The sequence below is a fragment of the Pseudomonas sp. X10 genome (genome assembly GCF_054889225.1).
Genome location: NZ_CM142677.1, coordinates 2,824,795 through 2,847,897, shown reverse-complemented (window position 1 = coordinate 2,847,897; position 23,103 = coordinate 2,824,795). Strand labels below are relative to the sequence as shown.

The 23,103-nt window shown below is 54.8% G+C and carries 10 protein-coding genes; 3 read left to right on the top strand and 7 right to left on the bottom strand.

Annotation, left to right across the window (positions count from 1 at the left end; genetic code table 11):
- Positions 1 to 528 precede the first annotated feature (528 nt).
- The 3 genes from ACYU03_RS13000 to ACYU03_RS12990 form a co-directional block, all read right to left on the bottom strand.
- Positions 529 to 1,929, bottom strand: coding sequence for a hypothetical protein (locus ACYU03_RS13000; RefSeq protein WP_019437132.1), 1,401 nt, complete (start codon positions 1,927 to 1,929; stop codon positions 529 to 531).
- Positions 1,930 to 2,377: 448 nt separating this feature from the next.
- The gene (locus ACYU03_RS12995) at positions 2,378 to 5,344 is read right to left on the bottom strand and encodes a DEAD/DEAH box helicase (RefSeq protein ID WP_247323648.1); all 2,967 of its coding nucleotides are present in this window, start codon (positions 5,342 to 5,344) and stop codon (positions 2,378 to 2,380) included.
- Positions 5,345 to 5,666: 322 nt separating this feature from the next.
- Positions 5,667 to 9,632 (bottom strand): DUF4365 domain-containing protein, encoded by a 3,966-nt coding sequence (locus tag ACYU03_RS12990; RefSeq protein WP_461891319.1) that lies wholly within the window; start codon positions 9,630 to 9,632, stop codon positions 5,667 to 5,669.
- 263 nt (positions 9,633 to 9,895) lie between these two features.
- Here ACYU03_RS12990 and ACYU03_RS12985 point away from each other — a divergent pair, with 263 nt between their 5' ends.
- Complete coding sequence (locus ACYU03_RS12985) at positions 9,896 to 12,772, top strand: AAA family ATPase (protein ID WP_461891317.1); 2,877 nt, start codon at positions 9,896 to 9,898, stop codon at positions 12,770 to 12,772.
- An 856-nt stretch (positions 12,773 to 13,628) separates the two neighbouring features.
- Here the strand turns inward: ACYU03_RS12985 and ACYU03_RS12980 are convergent.
- The 4 genes from ACYU03_RS12980 to ACYU03_RS12965 form a co-directional block, all read right to left on the bottom strand.
- Complete coding sequence (locus ACYU03_RS12980) at positions 13,629 to 15,743, bottom strand: hypothetical protein (protein WP_186664800.1); 2,115 nt, start codon at positions 15,741 to 15,743, stop codon at positions 13,629 to 13,631.
- Positions 15,730 to 17,250, bottom strand: a complete 1,521-nt coding sequence (locus ACYU03_RS12975) for a site-specific integrase (protein ID WP_186664803.1) — start codon at positions 17,248 to 17,250, stop codon at positions 15,730 to 15,732. Before ACYU03_RS12975 ends, ACYU03_RS12980 begins: the two co-directional genes overlap by 14 nt.
- 11 nt (positions 17,251 to 17,261) lie before the next feature.
- Positions 17,262 to 18,515: a tyrosine-type recombinase/integrase gene (locus ACYU03_RS12970; protein WP_186664806.1), complete on the bottom strand. Its 1,254-nt coding sequence runs from the start codon at positions 18,513 to 18,515 to the stop codon at positions 17,262 to 17,264.
- A 906-nt stretch (positions 18,516 to 19,421) separates the two neighbouring features.
- Complete coding sequence (locus ACYU03_RS12965) at positions 19,422 to 20,327, bottom strand: LysR family transcriptional regulator (protein ID WP_461891314.1); 906 nt, start codon at positions 20,325 to 20,327, stop codon at positions 19,422 to 19,424.
- 141 nt (positions 20,328 to 20,468) lie between these two features.
- Here ACYU03_RS12965 and ACYU03_RS12960 point away from each other — a divergent pair, with 141 nt between their 5' ends.
- On the top strand, positions 20,469 to 21,806 hold the full coding sequence (locus ACYU03_RS12960) for an MFS transporter (protein ID WP_461891457.1): 1,338 nt from the start codon (positions 20,469 to 20,471) through the stop codon (positions 21,804 to 21,806).
- A gap of 18 nt (positions 21,807 to 21,824) precedes the next feature.
- Positions 21,825 to 23,099, top strand: a complete 1,275-nt coding sequence (locus tag ACYU03_RS12955; protein ID WP_461891312.1) for a glucarate dehydratase family protein — start codon at positions 21,825 to 21,827, stop codon at positions 23,097 to 23,099.
- The last annotated feature ends 4 nt before the right edge of the window (positions 23,100 to 23,103 follow it).

Here is a 23,103-nt window from a genome sequence, read left to right as displayed (position 1 = left end):
GCTCGCTGTGAACGCCACTTCCATGGCACTTAGCAAGCGTGGACCCATATACCGAATATGTCGAATCAGAGGTTTAACGGTCGCTGTGACCAGCCCTTGAATCTCGATCTCAATGATCAATGCGATCAAGCAGGCTGTTGCGGCGGTGGTGAAGTGGGCGGCCATCTGAATTTACGTTATTTAACAAGTGGGCGATGTCAGATGTTCATAAGACGCTCTCCAGCGCACTGCACTTGGCTCAATAGCATCAAAACGAATGCGATTGTTCATAGATCCATGTTTATTGACGAGATTTTCCGCTCGTCTGGTCGATGCGAACTTTGGCAGCTCCTCAGCGGTGAGGACGCTGCGGTACCGGGCAGGGAGTTGCATTGGGGGCTTGCCATCACAAAATTCCTTTCCGTAGATGGCTGGGAACCCTACCGAATTTCAATTTTCGAAGGGCGTCGATTGGTTTCTTGGGGTTTCGTAAAGTCCCATTCGTTTCGTATGACGGATTAGCCCCTAAAATACGCAGGTGACTCTACTTCACATAGGCATCTGCCACCCAGACTTCACCCATCGGAACTTTGGCTCTTGAACCTTCGGCCCGCCGAAGTCTTCACCTTCAATCTTGAAGCACCTGGCCATCAGATCCCGCACCCCCCCCAAGCGCTCCATGGCAGTGAGTTCCTTGGTGATGTCCTTGACAACCGTTGTAAACGCCTTAGTCGATTCTGACTTCAAGAACTCGGGAGTGGAGAGAGCGAAATCCCGGTCGGGTAACGAAACCCCAAATAGACTAGTAACAGAGCTTGCCGCCTTGATTAGAAAGCTCCCCTGGATACCTTGGGCAGACCTGAGACCGTAGCTGCGTTTAAGGTCGCCGCAAATCTTGTCGACATCATCCATGAGCTTGGTGATGCGCTTGTTTCCACTCGCGAGCCCTTGCTCGTCGAAGGCAACTCGAATGGCCTTTAGGGTTTCACGCATCGTTACGAAATGGTCTTCGCTGCGGATCTGTCGAGCTGCCTCGATCGCACTGGAAACGCTTCCGGCGGATTGAGTCAGCCATGCCGAAAACAAGGGCAGGTCCAAAGCAACGGTCTGAGTTGCTCCGTGCGACCGGATTTCCGAAATGCTCGTGCTGGTTTTGTCCGAGAGGTTTGCCAGGAGGCGGGCGGTGAAGTCATGGCCGAAGGCGCCGGATTTCTTCATCCAGTGCACTTGATAGGCATGCCTGATGGGATGAATGAATGAGTCTGCTTTCAGGTGTTTGGCTGCAGTCGTGTAATAAATTGATTTGTACGCGAGCCAGTTCAGCGAGGCGACGAACATCTCGAGTTGCTTGGTGGGACCTCCGTAGGCACCAGGATACTCTCTAGTGAACTCTGACTTGCTGAATTCGTGGCCATCCGAACCCACTAGCTTGACATCTTTCGACCAACGTCCGCGCGTTTCACTGGCATCGCTTAACTCTGCGAAGATTGCTGCGCTTAGGGCACTGTATTTGCCATAGTCGTCGGACGCACGGTAGCCCAGCATCCTCATGGTTAGGTAATACACACTGGAGGCTTGATCCCAGGTGCAGACCATGTTCATTTTCAGTTGCTCCAAAAGGGCACTAAAGTCCTCATCCACGAACTCGCCGCCGCGAATTTCAGGACGAATCAGTGATGCTTCTTTTTGAGCGAGCGTATCAACCCCGTCCAGCCCGAACTCGGAAGGCGACAAGAACCTGAGGTAGGGGAATTGTTGCTTGCGGCTTTCTCTGTGATCTGCTTTGTAGTTGTCTATACAGAGGAGGTCGTCGTAAAAGAGGTTGCCTTGCAGGAAATTCTCTAACGCGCACAGGTCTCCATTGATCGTATCGCTGGTCTTGACCGCAACCGCGCCGGTGGCGCGCTGGACGGCAGTGAGGGTGGCGTTGTCTATCAGTGCGTAGGTCATGTATTCATTGCCCATCCTAGTGTGGCTGAGACTATAACCACTGAGATTGGATGGTGGCTATATTCGACGGGCAGTCTTCGCGAACCATGGAGCATAGTCTTGGCGCAGGTGAAGCGCCTTATTCGACTGCACGCTCATTGGCGCAGTTCATACGCGCTTGAGCGTGTAATCAAGTGGATGGGCTCGACTATGCTGGGCCATTCACGATCGGATTGACATCAGGTGCTGGAATACAAAAGAAATACGTCGAGCAACCAGCGATGAATCGGGGAGGGCAGCGATCCATTGAGTGCATTTGGATAATTCTCGAGGCATCTTGGTAACTGCTAGCCATTGCAATGCAATGGCTGGGCGCCGATCTGTGGTAGTGCCAACTAGAATTTAAGTTCACCCTCAGGCCGGGCGGTGCGAAACCTCGACACATCGCATCTTCCAGCACCCGCTACAGCTACTCACTCACTAGCCAGTAAGCTTTTGCCGCGCCCTGACGTGCGTAGCCTATGCAGAACGCCATCAAATCGCTCATGCGCTCATCAACCATGGTGCGCCGAATGCCAGGTTGAACGCCTACCACCGTGAAGGTAAGAGCTGTTGCAGGTGTTGACCGAAGCAACTCGTAGGTTTCATCCCAGTCCCCGCTGACAAAGTACGAAGGAGATGTGTGTCTGCGATGCATGCGATCTTCCATATGATGCAGCAAGGTCGCGACGTTGCAGAAGTGAGCTGACTTTACCAGCTGCCCCGCAACCTCATACACATCACCAACTCGCCCTCCATTAGCTGGCCCTCCTGCACCTTTACAGTGATAGAGGGTTACGTTCACTTCATGGGCTGCATTGACAGTAACGCAGATGTAGTCGGCGGCCTCGCCTGAGCGATGGTCGTAATACAAACACCGGAGATCTGGAAGCGTCAGAAGGTATTGCTCCAAGTGCTCCTGCACAGTTGCTTGGCCATTGAGCTCTGCACGTCGCGCCAGTGTGCGAGGCTCCTGATTGTTCGGCAGGAACTCCACCTCGATCGCGCAACCTGTCCAATCGATTGACTCCGCATCACCTGGAGCAAGTGCGAGGGATCTGAGAAGAGGGGCAGCGATTTTGTTTAGCCCTTCAAACGAAGACTTATCTGTTGCATAGAAAATAGGAGGGTACTCACTAAGCCAATCGGCCAATGGCATCCAGCCATCCTGGCTAGACTCGATCGTCATTGTGGCATCTGGTTCCAGGCAGCGAATCAGTTGGCCACCCTCAAGACTCAGGCGCATACGGATCTGCCCCTCAGCATGAACGATCGAAAAATCCAAGTGCCCGGCTTGTGGATCGCACTCAAAGTCCTGTATATCCCACTCCACAAGCCTAGAGGTTTGTAATTCTTGTTCTTGCGTAGTCCTGAAGTGAATACGAGGATTGCGAGTGAGGCCTTGCCGCGACCAGTTGGCTGCCATCACCGCTTCTGGTAGCTCCCGAAGAGTCGTAGTGGTTCTGACCAAGTCGAGGTGTGTTTGGCTAAACGCAGCATCTCCTACGATGCGCCCATGAAGCGTCTGCACCCAAGCAAAGAAGTCAGGAACGGATAGGCGCTGATTGCTCCAGATTCTGGAGCTGCTACTGGCTCCGATGGTTTCACGCACCTGGCCGTTCATGCCACTTCCGAAGTAGTGACCCTGAGCGTAAGCGCGGCTGTCACCGGCAGTGACCGCGCGCTCGGCTTGAGGGCCAGTTAGGGTTCGATAAGTTTCGACTTGCGAATTGAAGGTCGTGTTCTGCAAGCCAACAGCAAAAAACCTCATCTCCTCCAGTCCGGCCCTCGCTCGGCTCGTTTCTTCATAGCTCAACCCTCGGCTGCCGGCACGGCAAACGATATCCATGATGGTCAGGTACAGCTTCTCTGTCCTGAGGGTTGAGCCGATGAAGCAATAGCTCGATTCAGGAAAATACATCAGCAAGAAGGCCTCGTGCCGAATATCAGTGAGCGTGTTTGAGGTCGACCAGTTCGGAGGTGCTTCATCTGCTGTCAATACGAGAGACAGATTGCCATCTGGCGTTCCCCACTGCTTCACAATCCGAAGCACTCGACCGACCTTTTCTCCTAGCAAGTCGAAATCCGGCCTGCGACTGCAGTGAAACCCTCGGACGTGCGCGTACAAATTGAAGGACAACGCAGACACGGATTCATAGTCAGATTCAGTCATCCGACGCACCGGCAAGCTTTCGATGAATTCTTGGGCTTCAACTGCGCCCTGGATCTCAGTAAGCGCGACATCATCAATCATCTGAGCCAGATCGACTCCCTCTCTGAGCAGAGTCGCGGTCGCCTCACGCAATCTGAATGCCGGTGCAATGAGGGTTGGGCGACCCGTGGCGTTGTCGATCCTAGCGAATCTGCCGATGAACTGGATTGTGGGTACCAGTGATTTGTGGGGTGCGTGCAACGCGGCGACCTTCAGTTTTGGGAAGTCATAGCCCTCGCCAAACATGTCTACGCAGATGATGGCCTTCAATTCACCAGAAATGAGCTTTGCTTCAATTGAGTCCTGTTGTCGTTTGGTCAGTCGGCTGCTTATAGCGGCGACGGAAACGCCCAATTGCTCGTAGATCGGGACGAGCGCTTGCGCGGAAGATATGGTCGAGGCGCGTACGAAAAGCCTATGATCAAAACCGTTAGCAATATCTTCTTCGAGCTGTGCCACTGCAGTTTGGGCAATCACCCGATCAACATGCTCATCATCAAGCTCGTTATCTATTGGGGCCTCCCTAAAGACGATAGGGTCGAACGCCCCTTCAGATACGGCTCTCATCACAGGATATCGGTAGACTAGCTTGCCCGGAATAACGCGGTCATCGCGCCTGAAGGGTGTTGCTGTCAAGAATATAAATCGAGCGGTCGAGTAGTGATCAAGATACGCTGCCCAGGAGTCCGCCGGCGCATGGTGAGCTTCATCGAAAATTACTAGGTCAAAGAGGTCGGGCGCTGCGCCTGGGGCAATCATTGGCGAAGAACTACCGGGGGTTGAGATCACGACGTCGAACTCCCGCAACTGTTCCCAAGCCTCGGGTGTTATCGGCCGCCCCGAATGCAAGTGAGCGGAAGGTAGCGGCCCATCTTCAGGTAGCGCACCGATGCGCCTGAGTGTTGACAGGGTGGAAAAATGCGAGTGCACCTGTTTGCGCAGAGCACTTGATGGCTCGACGACGAGGATCCGGGTTGCTCCAAGCAGAAGCGGTAGCGACATCATCAATGATGTCTTTCCATAGCCAGTGGGCAGGCAGATGATCGCGGGATCGTCTTGCACAGAGAAATGGGCCAATGTTGCATGCATTGCGCCAAGCTGGCCCGGCCTGAAGCCGCTATTAGGCGCATCAGCTTGCTGAAGAAGGTTGAGTGATCCCGCCTGTTCTACGAAAAAGCCAGCCATTTCGACCATCCTTGGATATTTCTAACCAATCGTAATGTGCGACTGACTTTAAACAAGTGGTGAAGGTACAAATTTCTTTCAGCATCTCCTAGCTTCTGCTTGCTTCAGCAGGCATGGGGACTGAGGTTCCACCCGTGAATCGCCACTGGTTTCCAATAGACGCGACGCAATTCCAGGGCTGCAGCTCGCAAACCTCTACTGGGATCTTGTCCCTGGCCCACATCGTCAGAGCAGCTTCCGGACCAGTCTTTGTAGAGTAAGGGTGCCCCTCAGGCTCGACCACGCCAAAGCCGCGCACAGTCCAGCGCTTGCGGCGCCGCACTCATCCTCCGAATTTGGGTCTTTGCGCCGCTATTCGTGCTGTGGTGTAGGCGTTGGCGAACTCGGACTGGTCAATTGTGCCCCTCGTTAGGCTCTCATTGAGCTCGGTATAGATTCGCAACCCTTCGCTAACCGCTACGGATTCCAACTGAGCACATTTCGAACCCAGCAACCGGATAGCAACCCTCTCAAGACGCTCGTCCATCTGGTCACCATGATGAGATTCGACTAACAGCCTGTAAACCGCCCAGAGTCCTTTCGCGCTGGCCTTTGGCAAATGCCCCCTGAGTGCGGCGGCGATGATCAAAATGACAATGGTCTCAAGGGCCTGATCAGGGGCATCACTTTTCATGGCTGCTTTGACATGCCAGTGTCGCATCAGCGCTGCTAGCCCAATCTCAGGAAGCAAAGCCTGATCCACCAGAATACGTAGCACCGATGCGGCATGCTCCAACACTTTCTCAAAGGTCGCGCGGTAATCCCAGAGCGCCGAGATTACTGAGATGAACCTGGGTTCTGCGTCAAGGATTTCTACGGCTTGACGTACGGTTCGTGCAGTAAAGGCAGCCGGGGGAAGCAGCCGTACAATCTCGGACAGCTGCACGATTACCCTGACCTTCCATTCGCACAGCTGCGCAATTTTGCCGGCTTTTTCAATGGGGGAGAGCTGCCCAACCTCTGTCAGTGCGGCCAGGACATCAAGCGTGCAGAAACCATCGACCTCGGAACCTGCGGCACAAAATATTCGCAGCGACTCGTCATCAGAATAGAGCCGGTACCGTTCCGGCTCTTTGCCGAGTATCTCCACCATTTCACTGTTGCTGCGCCCAATGACCCTGGCGGGCGATGCTTCGCTTGCCTCCTCTGGAGGGGAGGGCTGGAGGATCGAGGCTAGATGGGGTTTCAAAGCGTTCTGTAGCTCCAAACATTTGCTTCGCTTTGGGCTTCCAAATACGGGGTTCGTGAACTCGGCAAGCTCCTCCATCGTGGCCCTGGAAACCGCAATTTGACCGAAGAAAGTAATGACGGCGTCGATCAGCCCCAAGTCGTTAAGGACTAACAGCGCTGTCCAATCCAGCAAAGGCACTCGCTTGCGCAGGGCATCGGCACCGATCGGTTGCCACCCCGTATCGTTGACCATCACCAAGTGATACTGGCGATCATCCCGGCTGGACACCTTGGCAACTTCCCACAGGTGTACAATATCGGAAATGTAAGACAGCACCAGCCGCGGGCGCCACGAGAAAGGGACGGTGTTTAATCCCTGCTGTAGGGATCGCTCCATCCGTTTCTGGAACGCTTCTCTGTCGGGCGTCATTCCAGTCAGTGCTTTCAGGCTTTCCACCAACTCCGTGCCAGAGGCGCCCTCTCGAATTTCGCCTCTCCAGAGCATCCGGGAATTCGGGAAATTCCTGAAAAATGCTTCAGCGCGTGTTCGGAACTGCTCTCTATCCCTGGCAAGTTCGATGTCACTGCGTCCCCCCAGAGTGCCGCTCAGGTGCATCATCAAGTAGGTGCCTTCCTGGCTCTCTACACTCTGATCTACCAATTCGCCTGCTCGTAGGGCTAGCTCCAGTAGCCGGTCGCTCGTTGGGTCGGAAAACTGGATGAGAAAGAACAGTAATTTCACGAACTCCAATTGTTCCCCTTTGGATCTCGCAGTTTCGAGCGCTCTTTCCGCTGCCTCCACGGCGTCATCGACGTATCCGCAACGTGTGGCAATCGTCGCATAGGTGTTCAGGGCCAGTGGGTCGTCAGATCCTGTGGCTACAATTTTCAACAACCGATCGCGGGCCTTTTCCGTTTCGCCCAAGTGATCGAGTGCCAACGCCTCGAAGGCCCCCATTCGATCACCAGGCTCAACTCGGACTCGATTGCTTTGACACAGCTCTACGAGGCCTTGCCAATCTTTCAAAGTCACCAAGGCTAAACCAAGCCGCGCAGCCACCGCAGGCGAGAGGACATAGTGCTCAGTGATCCTTTCGGAGAGTTGAACACACGCCTGCGCGCTTTGCGGATCGGTGGGGTCAAGCTCGTGGATGAGGGTGAGTGCAATACTGACGGGCCGATCCAGTTCCTCATACCTGGCCTGCAGCGTTCTCAACGCCTCATCCTTGGCCAACCTGCTGATTTCCAACTGGAGGTAAAACTGTGCGAGGGCGGCTTCGGGGGCCAGAGCAGGATCTGCTTCGAGCAGCCCCATCCACTGGTTCACAAGGCCGGTCTGAACTGATTTGTGAGCCGAAATTGAGGCTGCGGTGACAGCCGACCCAAACAGGGGATGGCTGCGATCCACGTTACCGACGTATGCGCCAAAGCCTTGATAGCATGCCCGAAATTTACGGGTTTCATAGAGCAAAAGCGTACTCCAGAGCTGCTTGTCAGGTGACTCGGGCAACTGATCATTTGCCGACAACGCGAGGGTGAAGTCTGCCAACTGACCCGCAATGCCGCGTAAGACCTCATGGATATGGGGCAAGTCCGGACGCTTCTGCGCAGCATCCTTCAGGTCTGGAAGTATCGACTCTGCCTTGCCAAGGGCCGATGCTGTGGCCCCCCAGATGTCGACGAGCTGCTCTATGTTGGAGCCCCAGCCAGATGCTTTTATGGACAGGACAGCATCGTTAATCGCAACCCAAGCTTCCTCGAGCTTTTGAAGGTCTACACCCGGAAGACCTGCGGGTGGGATAGATTCACGTCGCGGCGTAGTGGCGGTGGCCACTGCGAGGGAAAATTTGGCTCGGGCCCTAAGCAACAGCAACAGTTCACGAATGTCATCGGACGCGTCACAGGCTTCAAGGCCCGCCTCGCAGTCCGTCAGGGCATTCGCCGGTTCTTCAGACAGCCAATGTGCAAACGCTCTGGCGAAAGACCGTTGAGGTTCCGCAAGCAAATTCGCCTGCTCAACGGCCAACTCGTAATGCCCTTGCACGGCATGCAGCCGGGAGCGAATGGCAATGATGGCTGGATCTTCACCTTCCAGTAAATCATGTAGCTCTGCAAGTGAGTCGCTATCGTTCTCGAATCGGATGCGGATCTCCGCTTCCACCTGGGCTGCTTGGAACTTGGGGAGCGGCGTTACCTCGTACGCGTTCTGGTAGGAAGAGACTGCCGCTTTGTTATCTCCCGTTTGAACCTGCCAGTTGCCACGTAGGCGCCAATATTCTGCGCGCTCAAGGGTGGCCGACCCTTCGAGTTTTGGCTCTGCCTCATCGAGCTGGATCTTCGCTCGATCCAGCGCGGTGACCTGTAGATCTGCCTTGGCCTGAGTCAAGTTCCAGGCAAGCGTGCCGCGAGCTGGGTTGACCCAGTAGTCTTCCGTTGGGCCTGCCAAGGCGTTCATCAGTGCGGAGCCTCGTGCAGCCACGCCTTTTACCACGCCCTGAACCAGGGTTAAGCGATCATCTGCTTGCATCCCTGGGTGTGTTTGCTCTGTGCGCTCACTCAGGATATGCCCCATGCGAGACAGTTCGTTCTGGTGGCGAATGTCCTTTGAGAGATCCGTAGCTCTTTTTAGTACGTTCTTTGTGGGTGCACGAAGGGTGACGTATCTGCGTTCGGCGGACAGATCGTCGACCGAGATGCGACTCAGCTCATCCCTGAGCCAAACATAGAAGAGAGGGCAGTCGACAGGATCTTCGTTCACCGATAGGTCGCAGATCACCAAGAGCACCGGTTCTACGGCACGGGCGTAATAGCGGACAGTGGTGGCTTTCAGAGATACCGAAATGTATTCGCCATCCGCCGTCAGGCTCGGAGAGCGGGTGCCTTTAAGTTGGATACGGAAAATATCCGTCGCACGTTGATTCGGCGTGGTCTGCACTTGGAAGTCATAGCCATAGTCGTCAGTCCCTTCCAGGCTTTGCACTCGCCAATCTTTGGGATGTCGAGCCATCAGGCAACGTGTTGCATCGGCATTGATGTCGTGCTGATCACCCGTCCCAGGTAGAGGCCCGTCAACTGGCATGGTGCTTCCTCGGTATTATCAAAATGGGTGCTGGAGGCTCGAACTGCGTTCTGATGCAGCACTATTTGTCCTGAGTATACAGGCCCCCAAACCGCACTTGGGATCAATATCTCTGTATCTGGAGGTGTGAGTCAGGTTGGGTGCGTGCCTGTTTTGTACGAGACTGCCCAACGTTTTTCCGAGGCCCGGCTCATCCAAAGCGCTCGGTAATGGCTTATTGATGCCAGTCCGGTTACGCTGATGTGTAACAGGGAGGAGGCGCAATGAGTCAGTACCTTTTAAGTTTTGCCAAGCAGAACCTTGAGGGGCGTACTGATGCGTACCTGGTGCTTCTTTGGTGTATGTACCAGGCCAACCAAAGCAAGGGCCGCTATTCCGACCACATCAAGTCACACATCACCACGGCGTCGGATCAACTGCTGGGTCGCAACTACCAGCGGGTCGCTGCTCGTTTCAAGAAAGTGCTCGATAAAAGGCCTGAATTGGATCGGACACCCCCCTCGGGCTTGGGGGCGTTGGATTACCTGCGCGTCAGGAATTTCCGGGGCTTTGGCGAGTTTGGTGCCGACGACAAAGGCACGTTCATTCGATTCAGTAAGCTGAAAAATATTTTCTACGCACCCAATGGCGGCGGTAAATCATCGCTCTGTGAAGCCATCGAAATTTGCACCACTGGGGACATCAAGGAAGCCGCTAGGCGCAAGACCAAGCTCAAGCAGTACATTGCGCGAGGGGAAACCAAGCCCCAGCTCGCTCTCCTGGGAACGAATAAGCTCAAAATTGCGCCCAGTATCAGTTGGTCGAGCTGCTTTATTGATCGCAATCGCCTTCAAGAGTTTTCGCTCTTGGGCTCCAAAGACACAGGCAGTGGCGAAAGTGATGTGTTGGCGACCTTGTTCGGCCTGGAAGAGCTTCAGGAAGTCATTTCTCGTTTCGTTCGCCCTGACAGCTTTACGCTCAAGGCATTCATGCGTGCCGACCAGGCCGAGGCCCTGACGAACCTTGAACGCGCTAGAACAGAACTTGGCCAACTGCGTAGCAAGCACAGGACAGATCTGTACGCTGCGATTTCGCAGACCTGCCAACTCTTGGGGTTGAGGGCCGATCAAGATTACGAAATTCGTCCAAAGGTGCAGCGGCTGCGCAAGACGATAGACATGCACATCCGTGGGGCCGAGCGACTGCGAGCAGCCAAAGCACCGGTGGTCATTCCCATCAAGCATGTTGCACGTACATCTGCCATCGCCAGGCGGTTGCTCAGCCGCAAGAAGCAGGTCGAAACACTGTTTCTGCAAATGGCCAGTGACGTTAACTATCGCGCTGTTTTTGAAGCCTTGGAAGCGTTGGAAGCCGCCGAACAGCCGTCTGAGCAGACCTGTCCCGCCTGTTTGACCCCACTTGACCAAGTCACAGTGAACCCGTTTGAAAGGGCTCGTGATCAGATCAAGGCGCTCGAAGCTCTGGAGGCCCTGAAGCAATCCAAACTGAAAAATGACGCTCAGGTTGTCCTCTGGGCTTCAAGGATCGCGACTGGGGTCAATTCCGTGAAGGCCAATGCCTATGCCGATGTACCCTGTCCACTGGCGATGGACGCATTGGAAGCGGTGCTCATCGAGTTCCATACGGCGACTGACCGCACGACAGTGGCGGGGTCTGTCCTTAATGCTTTCATCGCGCTCTGCGCTGACAGTACAGTCCAGATCGAGGCCTATCTGCGTGCCTGCGAGCGCAAGCAACGGGAGGTTGATCAGGCGGAGGTTCAAGCGGCTCGTCTGGATGCGCTCATCGAACACCTCAAGCAGGTCGATGAGTCGCTGAAACGACAGTTTGACCTAAAAACCCAGGCGCTAACCGGGTTCACGGACGCCAATAACAGGATGCTTGCGCTGATAGGGCAGAGAACGGCTTTGCTCAATGACTCGGTGGATAACAGCCATTTCAACCAGTTGCTCAAGGATCTTGAGGCTGAATACCGAACGCTCTACAGCGACCTGTTGGACTACAAGCTGGAGCTTGAAAAGGCGCGCATTACAGGGATCGAAGCCAAGGCTGCCGAGTACTACCGAGCGATCAATAACCACGACGATGACCATGAGCAGATAGAGACGCTGGCCTTTGAAAAGCTTACGGAGAGCTACCGGATCAAGATCACCAACGTGGACGGATCCCTGCTGGATGCGTTTGCTGTGCTCAGCGAAGGGCATCTGAGGGCGCTGGGCTTGTCGATTCTCTTGGCGATGGCTGAGAAAAACAATTTTCCGCTCATCGTTTTTGATGACGTCGTCAACGCGATCGATACGGATCACCGATCCAATATCATCGACTTGTTTTTCAATGATGACTACCTGCGCCGGATCCAGATGGTGGTGACGACCCACGATCGCCTCTTCTGGGAGCGCTTCTGCATCATCGCTGATCGCCATCCTCAATCCGACCAGCATGCACACCATGTGCTCAGCTATACGAACAAAGGCATCGTGGTCATTGATCATGCAGGCGGTTTTCAGAGAAAGGTGCACGTGGCGCTGTCGGTCTATGACGTTAGGCAAGCATTGCTGTATTGCCGGATCTGGTTCGAGTCCATGGTGCTAGAGTTCTGCATTGAAAACGGCGTTCAGGTGACCGCGAATTTCAACAAATCGCAGCTAAAGAAGAGTATGTACCTGCAGGTGAGCCTGGAGCACACCTTCAAGCTGGTGGAGCCCTTCATTGACTACGACCTTTCGCATTTCAATTTCATCAAGAATGACTTGGTGAACTGGAGTGGCCAAAACCAGGAGCACCACGCCTTTGATGAAGGAAGCCTGAACTTTGTGCACTCCAAGACAAGTGGTGAGGTCCTTAAAATCTACGATGCCATCCGCTTTCTGGAATGCCAGCTCTTCATGGACAAAAAGAGAGAGTCAGGAGAAAGGTACCTTGCAGAGGTGAATGAAAAAATTGAGAAGGGCCGCAGGAAATTGGTAGGACTCGCCAGGGCTCCGGAAGAGGTGAAGCAAGAACATCAAGCCGGATTAAAAGCGCTGGAAAAGCGCGCCATTGAGCTCACCCAAGAGCTCCAGTTCATTGAGCGCTGCGTAGTGAGCGTTGCTGACCGCGAGCGAGCCAGGGATCTGCCAGCTGAGTTGCCGCCTACCTAGCCGTGTTGCAAGCCACCGTCTGGATGGTTGTTCGAATGATCAGTTTGAATCGCCCTGCGTTTTGTAGATACCTCGTTGCCCTAAAACTGAGACCGAGTACGAAGAGCCCTGAGCAATCCGCGTCTGGCTGAAAACACAACAGCGATAAAAGGGTGAATACGAGGGAACGTCTTACGAGAGTTCAGTGCAATACAGCAGAAAGGCAAAAGCCCGGTCGTTACCGGGCTTTGCAGATCCCTCAAGGGGAGATAAAGCTCAAGTGCCTCAAGGGCTACCAGACAGACTCTACGAGCGGTAGGCGCACATGTCAACGTTTTGCGTCTGGAACGAAGTAGTCAGGATACGTGTACCGTAATGTGTAGTCGTCAGATCTGACGCAGTCCTGTCTAGCACTGTGGGCGGGTTACCATGCCGTAATCTGTAGTCGATACGAAGACTACTAATCTGATTTATTGGGTGTTTCTCAACGGTGCCATTACTGACTCTACGTCCAAACCGTTCATAAGGCAGTTGTGTGCTATTACTGACAGAGCCTCGAAAAGCTTGTCTCGCTGTCTTGCCAACGCAGCGTTCTCCGCTTGAAGACTTGCAATACGCTCCTCGAGACTTCTGCGTCGGCGGGCACCATCCGGATCCCTCCCGCTTTCTCTCATTTGAACAATACGGGCGGCCTCAATTCTGTCTCCACGCTCACCTCCTAGCGTAGCTCGGCTTGTCAGGCCCAGTCGGCGCTGAACCTCCGGTCGGGAAATGGGAGCGAGCTCCACTCCTGAGCTAATCATCTGGGCGAGGAGAGCGTCTATTGCTTCGTCAAGAGTGCTGCCCCTCAATGTCTGTCGTCGTGCCATAGTTGCCCCTAGTCATCTGATACCGAACTGTGTCGTTTGTCCGAGTCCGCAACCGTGATTGGACGCCCATTTGGAAACACGCGTTGCACACCTCCACTGGTATCGCGTGCAAGGACAGATTTTAAATTGTTAAGCTTGTCTTCCTGGTCTGCTAGCCATACATCGCTGCCTGCCTCTCCGGTCCCTGCGTCTCGCATGATGGATATTGCCTTCGTCAGATTCTTAGCTTGTTCTTCAAGGTTGACCCGCTCCGATGGAGTGCCCATCAGATGTAGATGCGAGCAGCCATTCCAGCACTGAAGATGCTTAGGGCAGGGTGCTTGGGAGAAATCGTGGATACAACCTCCGAAAGGGGTCACATGCAGCGCCGTGGCGTGTACGGTGAGGAATGCTTCTGCAGTTGTTGTACCTTTATCTGATAGCAAAGCATGATAACTGTCGGTCAAAGCGCCATGAATGCGCTTATCTCTTATGCCTGCATGTAGAAAGTCGAGGCGCTCGCGATAGCTATTGAACGCCAGGAACTCATGATGGGCAGCGGTGTTTTCTTCAATGCTCGTGTGTTGGTAATAAACATTTTGGTCGAGGCGTTTGCGCCCCAGGGCCAACGCTTGCTGAACATCGCTCATTCCGGTCAAGTGATAAATGGTGTTCCGCCAGTGTCTAGGCTGATGGCTTGTGAGGCGAATCGGAGTCCCATCGGATTCGGTTAATGAACGGCGCGAAAAAATGGACGTGTATTTTTCATCGTCACCTAATGCGTGATTGATATCCACGATGGTGACCCGACGCGGGACCGCACGAAACACATTCGCCTCACGTCCACCGAAACGAAATTGCCCGTCGAAAGCGATGGCAAGCGTTTCGCTGGTTCTAAGTACAATACGAACCTGTCCCCCGACATTTTCTGTCAGCACCGCGTGCCCACGGAGCTTCGGGACGATCAATCGCTCAATCTCCCCAGCGACGTAGCGCCGCTTTAACGACCTTCTTCGCTTATCGTCCGGTTCATTGTCAAACGGATGGACACCGTTGCGTGTGAGGAAAAGGTATAGATTTCTGCTTGCGCTTCTTGCTTCGCTAAAACCTAGCCAGTCCAAGACTTTTGCATCGGAGATCACTGACTGAGGGGGGTAACTCCAAATACGTCCTGGGTTGAGCTCTTGCCAGGCGGCAATTTTTCGTTGTTCCGTGGTTAGCGTTTTTAATCGCTCTACTGCGCGCCTGGCTAGAGGAATATCGCTTTCAGCCAGCCAGTGAACCCGTGATTGAAATTGCTTTTCTGCAAAGTATCTAATCCCGCATTCGACCAGAGGCTTGCCATGGGCATCGACAACTACTTCTCCTGTCGCCCCTTTGATCGGCCTTTCGACCCAACAATCATAGGGTATTACTGTTACTTCGTTACCTCGTTGCCCAGTCGCTATCAATAAGTCGATAACTCGCAGCAAAATTTCTTCGCCGTCACTAAGTGGATTGTTCGAACATATAGCATATGCCTCCATCGCCTCACGAGAAGGTAATTTATCATCAGATTTACGCTGTTTTACCGCTCGATCAGGATCGTGCAGTGAAATGTAATCGTGCCGGCGTTTTTCCGGTTTCGCATCATGCTCAAAGTGGATGGCGATCTCGGTTAATTGCAGATTATCAATCGTATCCGCTATTACTTGGAGGTGAGAGATCGCATCATAGAGATTCTTGTAGCCACTCTCACGGAGAAATCCCACGACGCGATCAAAGTCGCCACGTGTCAATTGTGTGGGGTCGGATACTCCGCGCTCAAACAAGGGGTTATATAGCCGCCGGACGGCAATATTGTATGCAGCCACCATTGAAAACTTCAGGCTCCGGGTGCGTTGTAAATACACAATCAGGGCCTTGTTAAAATCTTGGAACACGAGAGGGAGTGGGCCCTTCGCCGGAGTAGGATAGCCCGTTTTTTCGAGTGCTTGCCGGTGCGTCTCGAAGGTGAGCGTATTTTGCTTTCCCCGTTGTGGTAACCAACCTCCGACGCCCCATAACGATGACGCCCACGGTGTTGAAATCGGTAGCGAATGGAAAATCGCTTGTTCCTGTGTAACAAAACCTTCGAGGCGTTGACTTGCTCTAGACAGCGTCATCTGCAGCATCCTCATTTTGTTGCCGGCAGCGCTCGATCGTAGCGCTTACCGCTAGGATGGTTGTCTGATGCTGGGCGAGGGGCCGGTTGTGTATGAGGTCACCGGCTAGTTCTGCCATATCAATGAACCGTTGGGCCTCCCGCTGGAGCGCATCCTTTACCTGCTCATGGCGGCCGTCAGCAAAGGGGTGGAACTTCTTGCAGGTGTAGCACGCGTATATAGGGTTGTAGGGACAGTGGGTATGAACGGGCAGGGCGCAGGCACCAATATCGCCTATGTATTGCGTATCAATGACACCGCGGACGGCTCTTTCAGGAGCCGCATCGCGGCGTTGGACGATTTCCCCAGTTAATAAGCTGCGCATGATGCGTTGATAGGCCGGGCTTTTACCTAGTGCTTTCTCTTTGACCCGGGCAATGTTGGGGGTGGCCGTTACGTAAGCACGCGCTGCAACCGTGCTGTTGTGGCCGAGCAGTTCGGCAATCATGTCTGCCGGAGTTCCCTGATCCGCCAAGCCTTGCCCGAGGTGATGACGCAACAACATGGTTACCTGATTCGGCCTATCTATCCCAGCTTCCCCCAGCTCGTGTTTGAGGCCTGAACCGATTTCAATAACCGAGAGACGCCGTCCACAAGGATTGACGAATAATGGTCCACAGTCGCTACCAAAACGGCGTTGAATTTCTAAAACGTGGCGTGAGATTTTCTCACCGAGGCGGGTGGTTATTTTGCGGGGGCGCCGCTCAGGTCTGCGCTGGCCGACCTTTTTAGCCATGGGTAGCCATAGGGTGTAGTACTTCTCATGATCAGCGCTTTCAATGAACTCAAAATCCGTAACGTCTAGTGAATGAAATTGGATCGACCTCGGCGCGAGCTCGAATCCTAAGTGAAGAATTATATTTAGCTGGAATTCCTCCCAAGAATCAGATGAAAGGTCTCGTTCAATGCGCTTAAGGAGTCGAATCTCTTCATTAAGGGCTAGGCCGGACTGGGATAAGAATATCCGCTCATAAGGATCAACGCGGTTCGTCTTTATCTCTTTAAGTGCGAGATATGTTTCTTTGTCGAAGCCCAATATTCCTCGACCAAGCGCCCATCGATAGAAGGTTCTAAAAAAGATGATGCTTTCGCGAGATTTTTTCCATGCACTTACTATCGTGACCACTTCTTGCCTTGTCCAAGGAAATTTGCGTGAGATCTCGCTTTCAGCTAGCCGTCCAAACACTCCGGATGCTTTAAATGCCGTTACCGGTGCGTATTTTTCGAGTGCATATGCAACGAACGCTTTGGCAATTTGCATGATGTCAGGATTGAGATGGAGCTCAGCCCAATCGATTGTCATTGCGAGCCCACCGTCGTACCAGGTCCATATCGGCAAACGGGTATCGACGTACTTTCGCTGATCAGTGGTGCGAGTTCGAATCGCAACCAGAGCCGGGCCCTCGAACACGTAGGCCGGAGGAAAGGAGGAGGGTGATGCCTGTTCGCGATCGGCTGATTTAGTCACGACGAACCTTCTTAACTGTCAAGTCGGCCCCAAGCTGCCGAGGCACGCTGGGCGTTATGGCGGTTCGCAGACTCGGCTAGATAACGACTTGCATAACGACGTGGCATCGCCGAAGTCTCAGCCCACCCGCAGACTCGTCGGAGTTCGTCCGTAGCGCGGTCTAGGTCGTACCTACGTTGCTCGACCAGGTAAGCCAAGAAACGATCGGCGAAGGTGTGACGAAAGTCATGTGCAGAGAGAGTAGGCAACAACCCTGGATGCGCCAGTTCAATGTTCAGAAACAGCCGATCGAGGACGTTAGACAATGCGCGAACCGACAACGGGCGGCCTCGATCCGAGATGAACAAATAGCGGTACGGCAATTTAATCGGTTTACCGTCACGCCAAGGGCGCCGCTCGCTCTGGATATAGTGCTCGTAGACCTCATACAACTGTGTAGAAATACCTACGGTTCGTCCGTGCGTTTTTAGCGCAGGCTCTTCAGCACGGGGGTCGCCCGGGTCATTTTCGCGATCATTGATGCTGACGTAGGCGTGCTGAGAACCCTTATTAATATCCGTGGTGTAGAGCTTCAGAAGCTCTCCGCGACGGATGCCGGTCTCCAAGAGCAATTCAATCATTAGCCAATTACGCAGTTGCAAACGCTCCGGGAACGGATTCTCCGCAGCGCCAGGGCGAATCACTGTCCGAACGATCTGTAGTTGCGTATCTGTCAGGCTGCGGTAACGAGTGCGGTCGGGACGAGCATTGATGATATGGCTCTCAAATCGCCGCTCAATGACGTCGGCGACATCGGCAAATACCACGTCGATGTCAGCGTGTGTGGCTGAGTTCTGACGGGCGCGCGGGAGGTAACGGGTAACACACCAAGACAGGTATTTCTTCAACAAGCGCAGGTACTGGTCCCGTGTTCGTGAACCGATCTGCTGAAAAAATACAGTGTCAGCTTTGCCAATTCGGGCCACCAGGTTGTCGGCTTGGCGGCGACTTTGGAGCCAGATGGCGTAACCGTCCAGTAACGCAAGAATCGCCTCGAAGTGGCAGGCCAAGATGGCTTCATCAATATTGAGGTCACGGCTTTTGGCATAGGTGTAAAAAGCCTGGATCGCGCGCAGGTGCGCTGCGGCGGTACTGTATGCACGATGCTTGAGTTTGAGCTGGACGTAAATGAAAGGGACAAGCATGGGCAGCGGCGCTGCGTCACCAGCTTGCACGAGCAGCGGTAGTCGTTGACCAGAAGAGAAACGGCACTGAATCAGTTTCATGGGCAGCAACCTCACTCGAGGACTCTTCATGAACACTATGGACATGGCCCGTTGCAAGACTAGTCGTCCAAACCGCATTCGTCGAATCAGTGGCTTAGGCAGCTCATGAACATTTCTGACATAGCATCTGGTTTAACATAATATACATTATAGGAAGGCCAATATAGAGACCAGAGGCCCGGTGGTGGACAGATTTGAAACCTGGGACACCCCTTGATTCGCTCCGCAACAACATGCTCCACGTGTTCCCACAACGAAACCTGTGATGAACAGGCTCGTCGAGCCACGTTCCCAGTAATACTCCACGTAGAGTCCTCATCAACATCGATTCATAGAACGTCGAACTCTCGGCTCCATACGGACAACGGCTTGCTGCGAACACCGATCGTTCCTGATTATGCGGCCAGAGATAGCGCCTGGTTGTCTCTGGCCAAGCCATGGCCCGCTGACGGATCCTGCTTTGTCAGGATGCTTGCGACCTGTTTCCCCAATGCCTTGCAGGTGCCGATGCGCAGCAGTAATCGCACCGAACCACGCTCGCGGGTTTCACCAATCGTACCGATCTTGCCGTTCAGGACTGATCGACAAGACTTCCAATCCGATCACAACGTGTACCTGGGAGTCCTGAACAATGCCTGCGCGTAGACCATGCTGTGTTGAAAACAGGCTCGAAATGCTCATTTACAACCAGTAAGCTCGGACGCGATCTCAGTTGTTTCTCGACTGATCTCATCTTGCCTGATCGCCGTTCGGCGACGCCCTAAGGTTGACCACCGCAAGCCGCACCCGACAAAAGATTTTCACGGCCGAGAAGTCGCAATGCAGGAGTTGTTCAGCACCCTCCTACGCTTTTAATAACAAAAACCTATAACTACACTAAATAGTTATTTAGTGTAGTTATAATTATTAACCTAAACCCGGCCCCGCCTGCACGGCTCCGCGAATACCTTCCAGCAGCATACGAAACGCCGGGTTGTCGTTGTCTGCCCGCCAGATCAAGTGCAGTTCGCTCTTTACACCTTCCCCCAAGTCAATTTCGCGAAACACTACATCTTTGAACACTACGTTGGTGGCGCAACGGGGAACTAGGGCCATGCCCAGCCCGGCATTTACCAGTGCCAGGATGGTCAGCGAAGAACCCAGCCACTGTACGTATTCCGGCGCTACTTGGGCGGAGCGGAACATGCCGGTGAGTAGTTCGTTGAACGGCGGATAGGCGGCGTGGGAATACATCAGGAACGGCTCCCCATCCAGGTCCCCTACTCCCACTTGAGCGGCGCTGGCCAGGCGATGGTGCCTCGGCATGGCCAGCACGAATGGCTCGCGTACCAGGCACTCGGTGGCAAAGCCCGGTTGTTGCAAGGGTGCGCGGGCGATCCCCAGGTCGATGCGGCGCGCGCGCAGGGCTTCGTGTTGTTGGTAGGTGTTCATTTCGCTCAGGGACACCTTCACATGAGGTTGGTTGACCTGGGCTTCAGCGATCACTTTGGGCAGAAACTCGTACACCGCGCTGCCGACGAAGCTGATGCTTACCGTGCCGATATCTCCTTCGGCGAAGCGCTTGGCCAGCACCGACGCTTGCTCGGCCCTCTCCAGCAAGGCCTGGGCCTCGATGAAGAACGCCCGCCCGGCAGCGGTCAGCTCGACGCTGCGGGTAGTACGGGTGAACAGGTCCACGCCCAGATGATGTTCCAACAGCTGGATCTGACGGCTGAGTGGCGGCTGGGTCATGTTGAGTTTTTCCGCCGCGCGGCGGAAGTTGAGTTCAGTCGCCACGGTCGTGAAGCAGCGCAGTTGAGCAAGCTCGAACATTGATCTAATCCTGGTATCAATCCTATGCCAACTTAGATTAGACGGGAACAATAGCAAGGTCCATCATCGGCTCAACCCCCACAAAAACAATCATCGGGAGTCGCCCCCTTGAACAATGTCCTGAGTTCGACGGACCCGGCCGTGCTCGCCCGAGCGGCCGCTAAAGTGAAGCGGCACGTGCTGCCACTGTTCGTCGTCATGTTCATCGTCAACTACATCGATCGGGTCAATATCGGCTTCGTGCGTACCCATCTGGAAACCGACCTGGGCATCGGCGCTGCGGCGTACGGCTTGGGTGCAGGGCTTTTCTTCATTGGTTACGCGTTATTCGAAGTCCCTTCCAACATGCTGCTGCAACGCTTTGGCGCCCGCGCTTGGCTCACGCGCATCATGTTTACCTGGGGTTCGGCAGCCATGGCCATGGCGTTCGTCCGCGGCGAAACCAGCTTCTACGTGCTGCGTTTTATCCTCGGCGCCGCCGAAGCAGGCTTTTTCCCCGGCATCATCTACTACTTCACCCAATGGTTACCGGCGGCCGAGCGCGGTAAAGCCATGGCGCTGTTTCTCAGCGGTTCGGCGATTGCGTCGGTCATTTCCGGCCCGGTCTCCGGTGGCTTGCTTGGCATCAGTGGCTTTAACCTCCACGGCTGGCAATGGATGTTCCTGATCGAAGGCTTTGCCTCGGTCGTGCTGTGCGGTTTCGTCTGGTTCTGGCTGCAGTCCCACCCACGTGAGGCCAAGTGGCTCAGCGAAGAAGAAAAAACCGCGCTGATCAATGCCATCGCCGAGGAACAAAGGGCCCGTGAAGCCGTGCAGGTCATCAAACCGTCGATCTTCAAGCTGCTCGCCGACAAGCAGATCGCGTTGTTCTGTTTCATCTACTTTTCCATTGCCCTGACCATCTACGGCGCAACCTTCTGGCTGCCCAGCATGATCAAGAAAATGGGCAGCCTCAGTGACTTCGAAGTGGGCTTGTTCAACTCGGTGCCATGGATCATTTCCATCGTGGCCATGTACGGTTTCGCCGCCCTGGCCAGCAAGTGGAAGCACCAACAAGCGTGGGTCGCCGTGACCCTGGTGATCGCCGCCTTTGGCATGTTCATGTCCACCACCGGTGGGCCGGTGTTCGCATTCATCGCGATCTGCTTCGCAGCTATCGGTTTCAAAGCCGCCTCGGCGCTCTTCTGGCCTATCCCGCAGGGTTACCTGGACGCTCGCATCGCGGCGGCGGTGATCGCGCTGATCAACTCCATCGGTAACCTCGGCGGCTTCGTCGCGCCCACCACCTTCGGCATCCTGGAGCAAACCACTGGCTCCATCGAAGGAGGCCTGTACGGCCTGGCGACCACCTCGTTGATTGCTGCAGTGGTGGTCTTCTTTGCTCGCACTATGCCGCGTGGAGACCAAGGCCTGGTCCCAAAGGATAAACCTGCGCAGGCCCACGCAGCCCTGCGCCCATCGACCAACCTCAAACCCTGAATTGCCGGGAGAATAGAGTTGAAGATCAAACGTGTGACCGTGACCCCCATCGCCTTTCGCGACCCGCCGCTGCTCAACGCCAGTGGCATCCACGAGCCCTTCGCGCTGCGCTCGATCATCGAGATCGAAAGCGACAACGGCTACATCGGGCTTGGCGAGAGCTATGGCGATGCCCCGGCCCTGGCGATCCAGGAGCAGCTCAAAGACCAATTGATCGGCCTGGACCCGTTCAACCTCAATCACCTGCGCCAAGTCGTGCAAGCCACGGTCGCGGCACACAAGCCGGCCAGCCTGGCGGGTGCAGAGTTGGCGCCTGGCTCTCACGCCAGCAAGGCGGTCAGCAACGCGTATTCAGCGTTCGAGGTAGCCTTTCTCGACTTACAGGCGCGCTCGCTGAACGTGCCGCTGGTAGACCTGCTGGGTGGCGCAGTGCGCGACCGTGTGCCCTTCAGCGCCTATCTGTTCTTCAAGTACGCCCAACATGTCGACTCCCCCTACGCGCCCGACAACTGGGGCGAAGCCCTGAGTGAGGAGCAGATCGTTGCCCAGGCCCGGCGCATGATCGAGGCATACGGTTTCAAGAGCATCAAGCTCAAGGCCGGTACCCTGCCGCCCGAACACGAGGTGGCCTGCATCAAGGCCTTGAAGAAAGCCTTTCCGGGTTACCCGCTGCGCATCGACCCGAACGGCAACTGGTCGCTGGAGACCGCCATCCGTATGGCCGAGCTGCTGGGCGATGACCTGCAGTACTACGAGGACCCTACCCCAGGCCTGGATGGCATGGCCCACTTGCATAAGCGCACAGGCCTGGCGTTGGCGACCAACATGGTAGTGACGGACTTTGACGAGTTCCGCCGCAGCGTGGCGCAGAACAGCGTGCAAATCGTCCTCGCCGACCATCACTACTGGGGCGGTCTGCGCGATACCCAGGCGCTGGCCAAGATGTGCGAAACCTTTGGCCTCGGGGTGTCGATGCATTCCAACTCGCACTTGGGCATCAGCCTGATGGCCATGACCCATGTGGCGGCCTCGGTGCCGAACCTGGACTACGCCTGTGACACCCACTACCCCTGGCAAGAGCCGGACGAAGAAGTGATCAAGGGCGGCAAGTTGCCCATCGTCGATGGCTGCGTGCAGATCACCGATCAGCCTGGCCTGGGCCTGGAGCTGGATTACGATCAGTTGGGCAAGCTGAACGATCAGTACCTGAGCTGCGGCATCCGTCAGCGCGATGATGTTAAGCAAATGCAGAAGTACAAGGCCGATTGGAAGGCCGTCAAACCGCGATTCTAATCCG

Bases quoted from the DNA above. Each gene is read 5' to 3' on its own strand.
- ACYU03_RS13000 (WP_019437132.1), bottom strand. From the start codon at position 1,929: ATGACCTACGCACTGATAGACAACGCCACCCTCACTGCCGTCCAGCGC.
- ACYU03_RS12995 (WP_247323648.1), bottom strand. From the start codon at position 5,344: ATGGCTGGCTTTTTCGTAGAACAGGCGGGATCACTCAACCTTCTTCAG.
- ACYU03_RS12990 (WP_461891319.1), bottom strand. From the start codon at position 9,632: ATGCCAGTTGACGGGCCTCTACCTGGGACGGGTGATCAGCACGACATC.
- ACYU03_RS12985 (WP_461891317.1), top strand. From the start codon at position 9,896: ATGAGTCAGTACCTTTTAAGTTTTGCCAAGCAGAACCTTGAGGGGCGT.
- ACYU03_RS12980 (WP_186664800.1), bottom strand. From the start codon at position 15,743: ATGACGCTGTCTAGAGCAAGTCAACGCCTCGAAGGTTTTGTTACACAG.
- ACYU03_RS12970 (WP_186664806.1), bottom strand. From the start codon at position 18,515: ATGAAACTGATTCAGTGCCGTTTCTCTTCTGGTCAACGACTACCGCTG.
- ACYU03_RS12965 (WP_461891314.1), bottom strand. From the start codon at position 20,327: ATGTTCGAGCTTGCTCAACTGCGCTGCTTCACGACCGTGGCGACTGAA.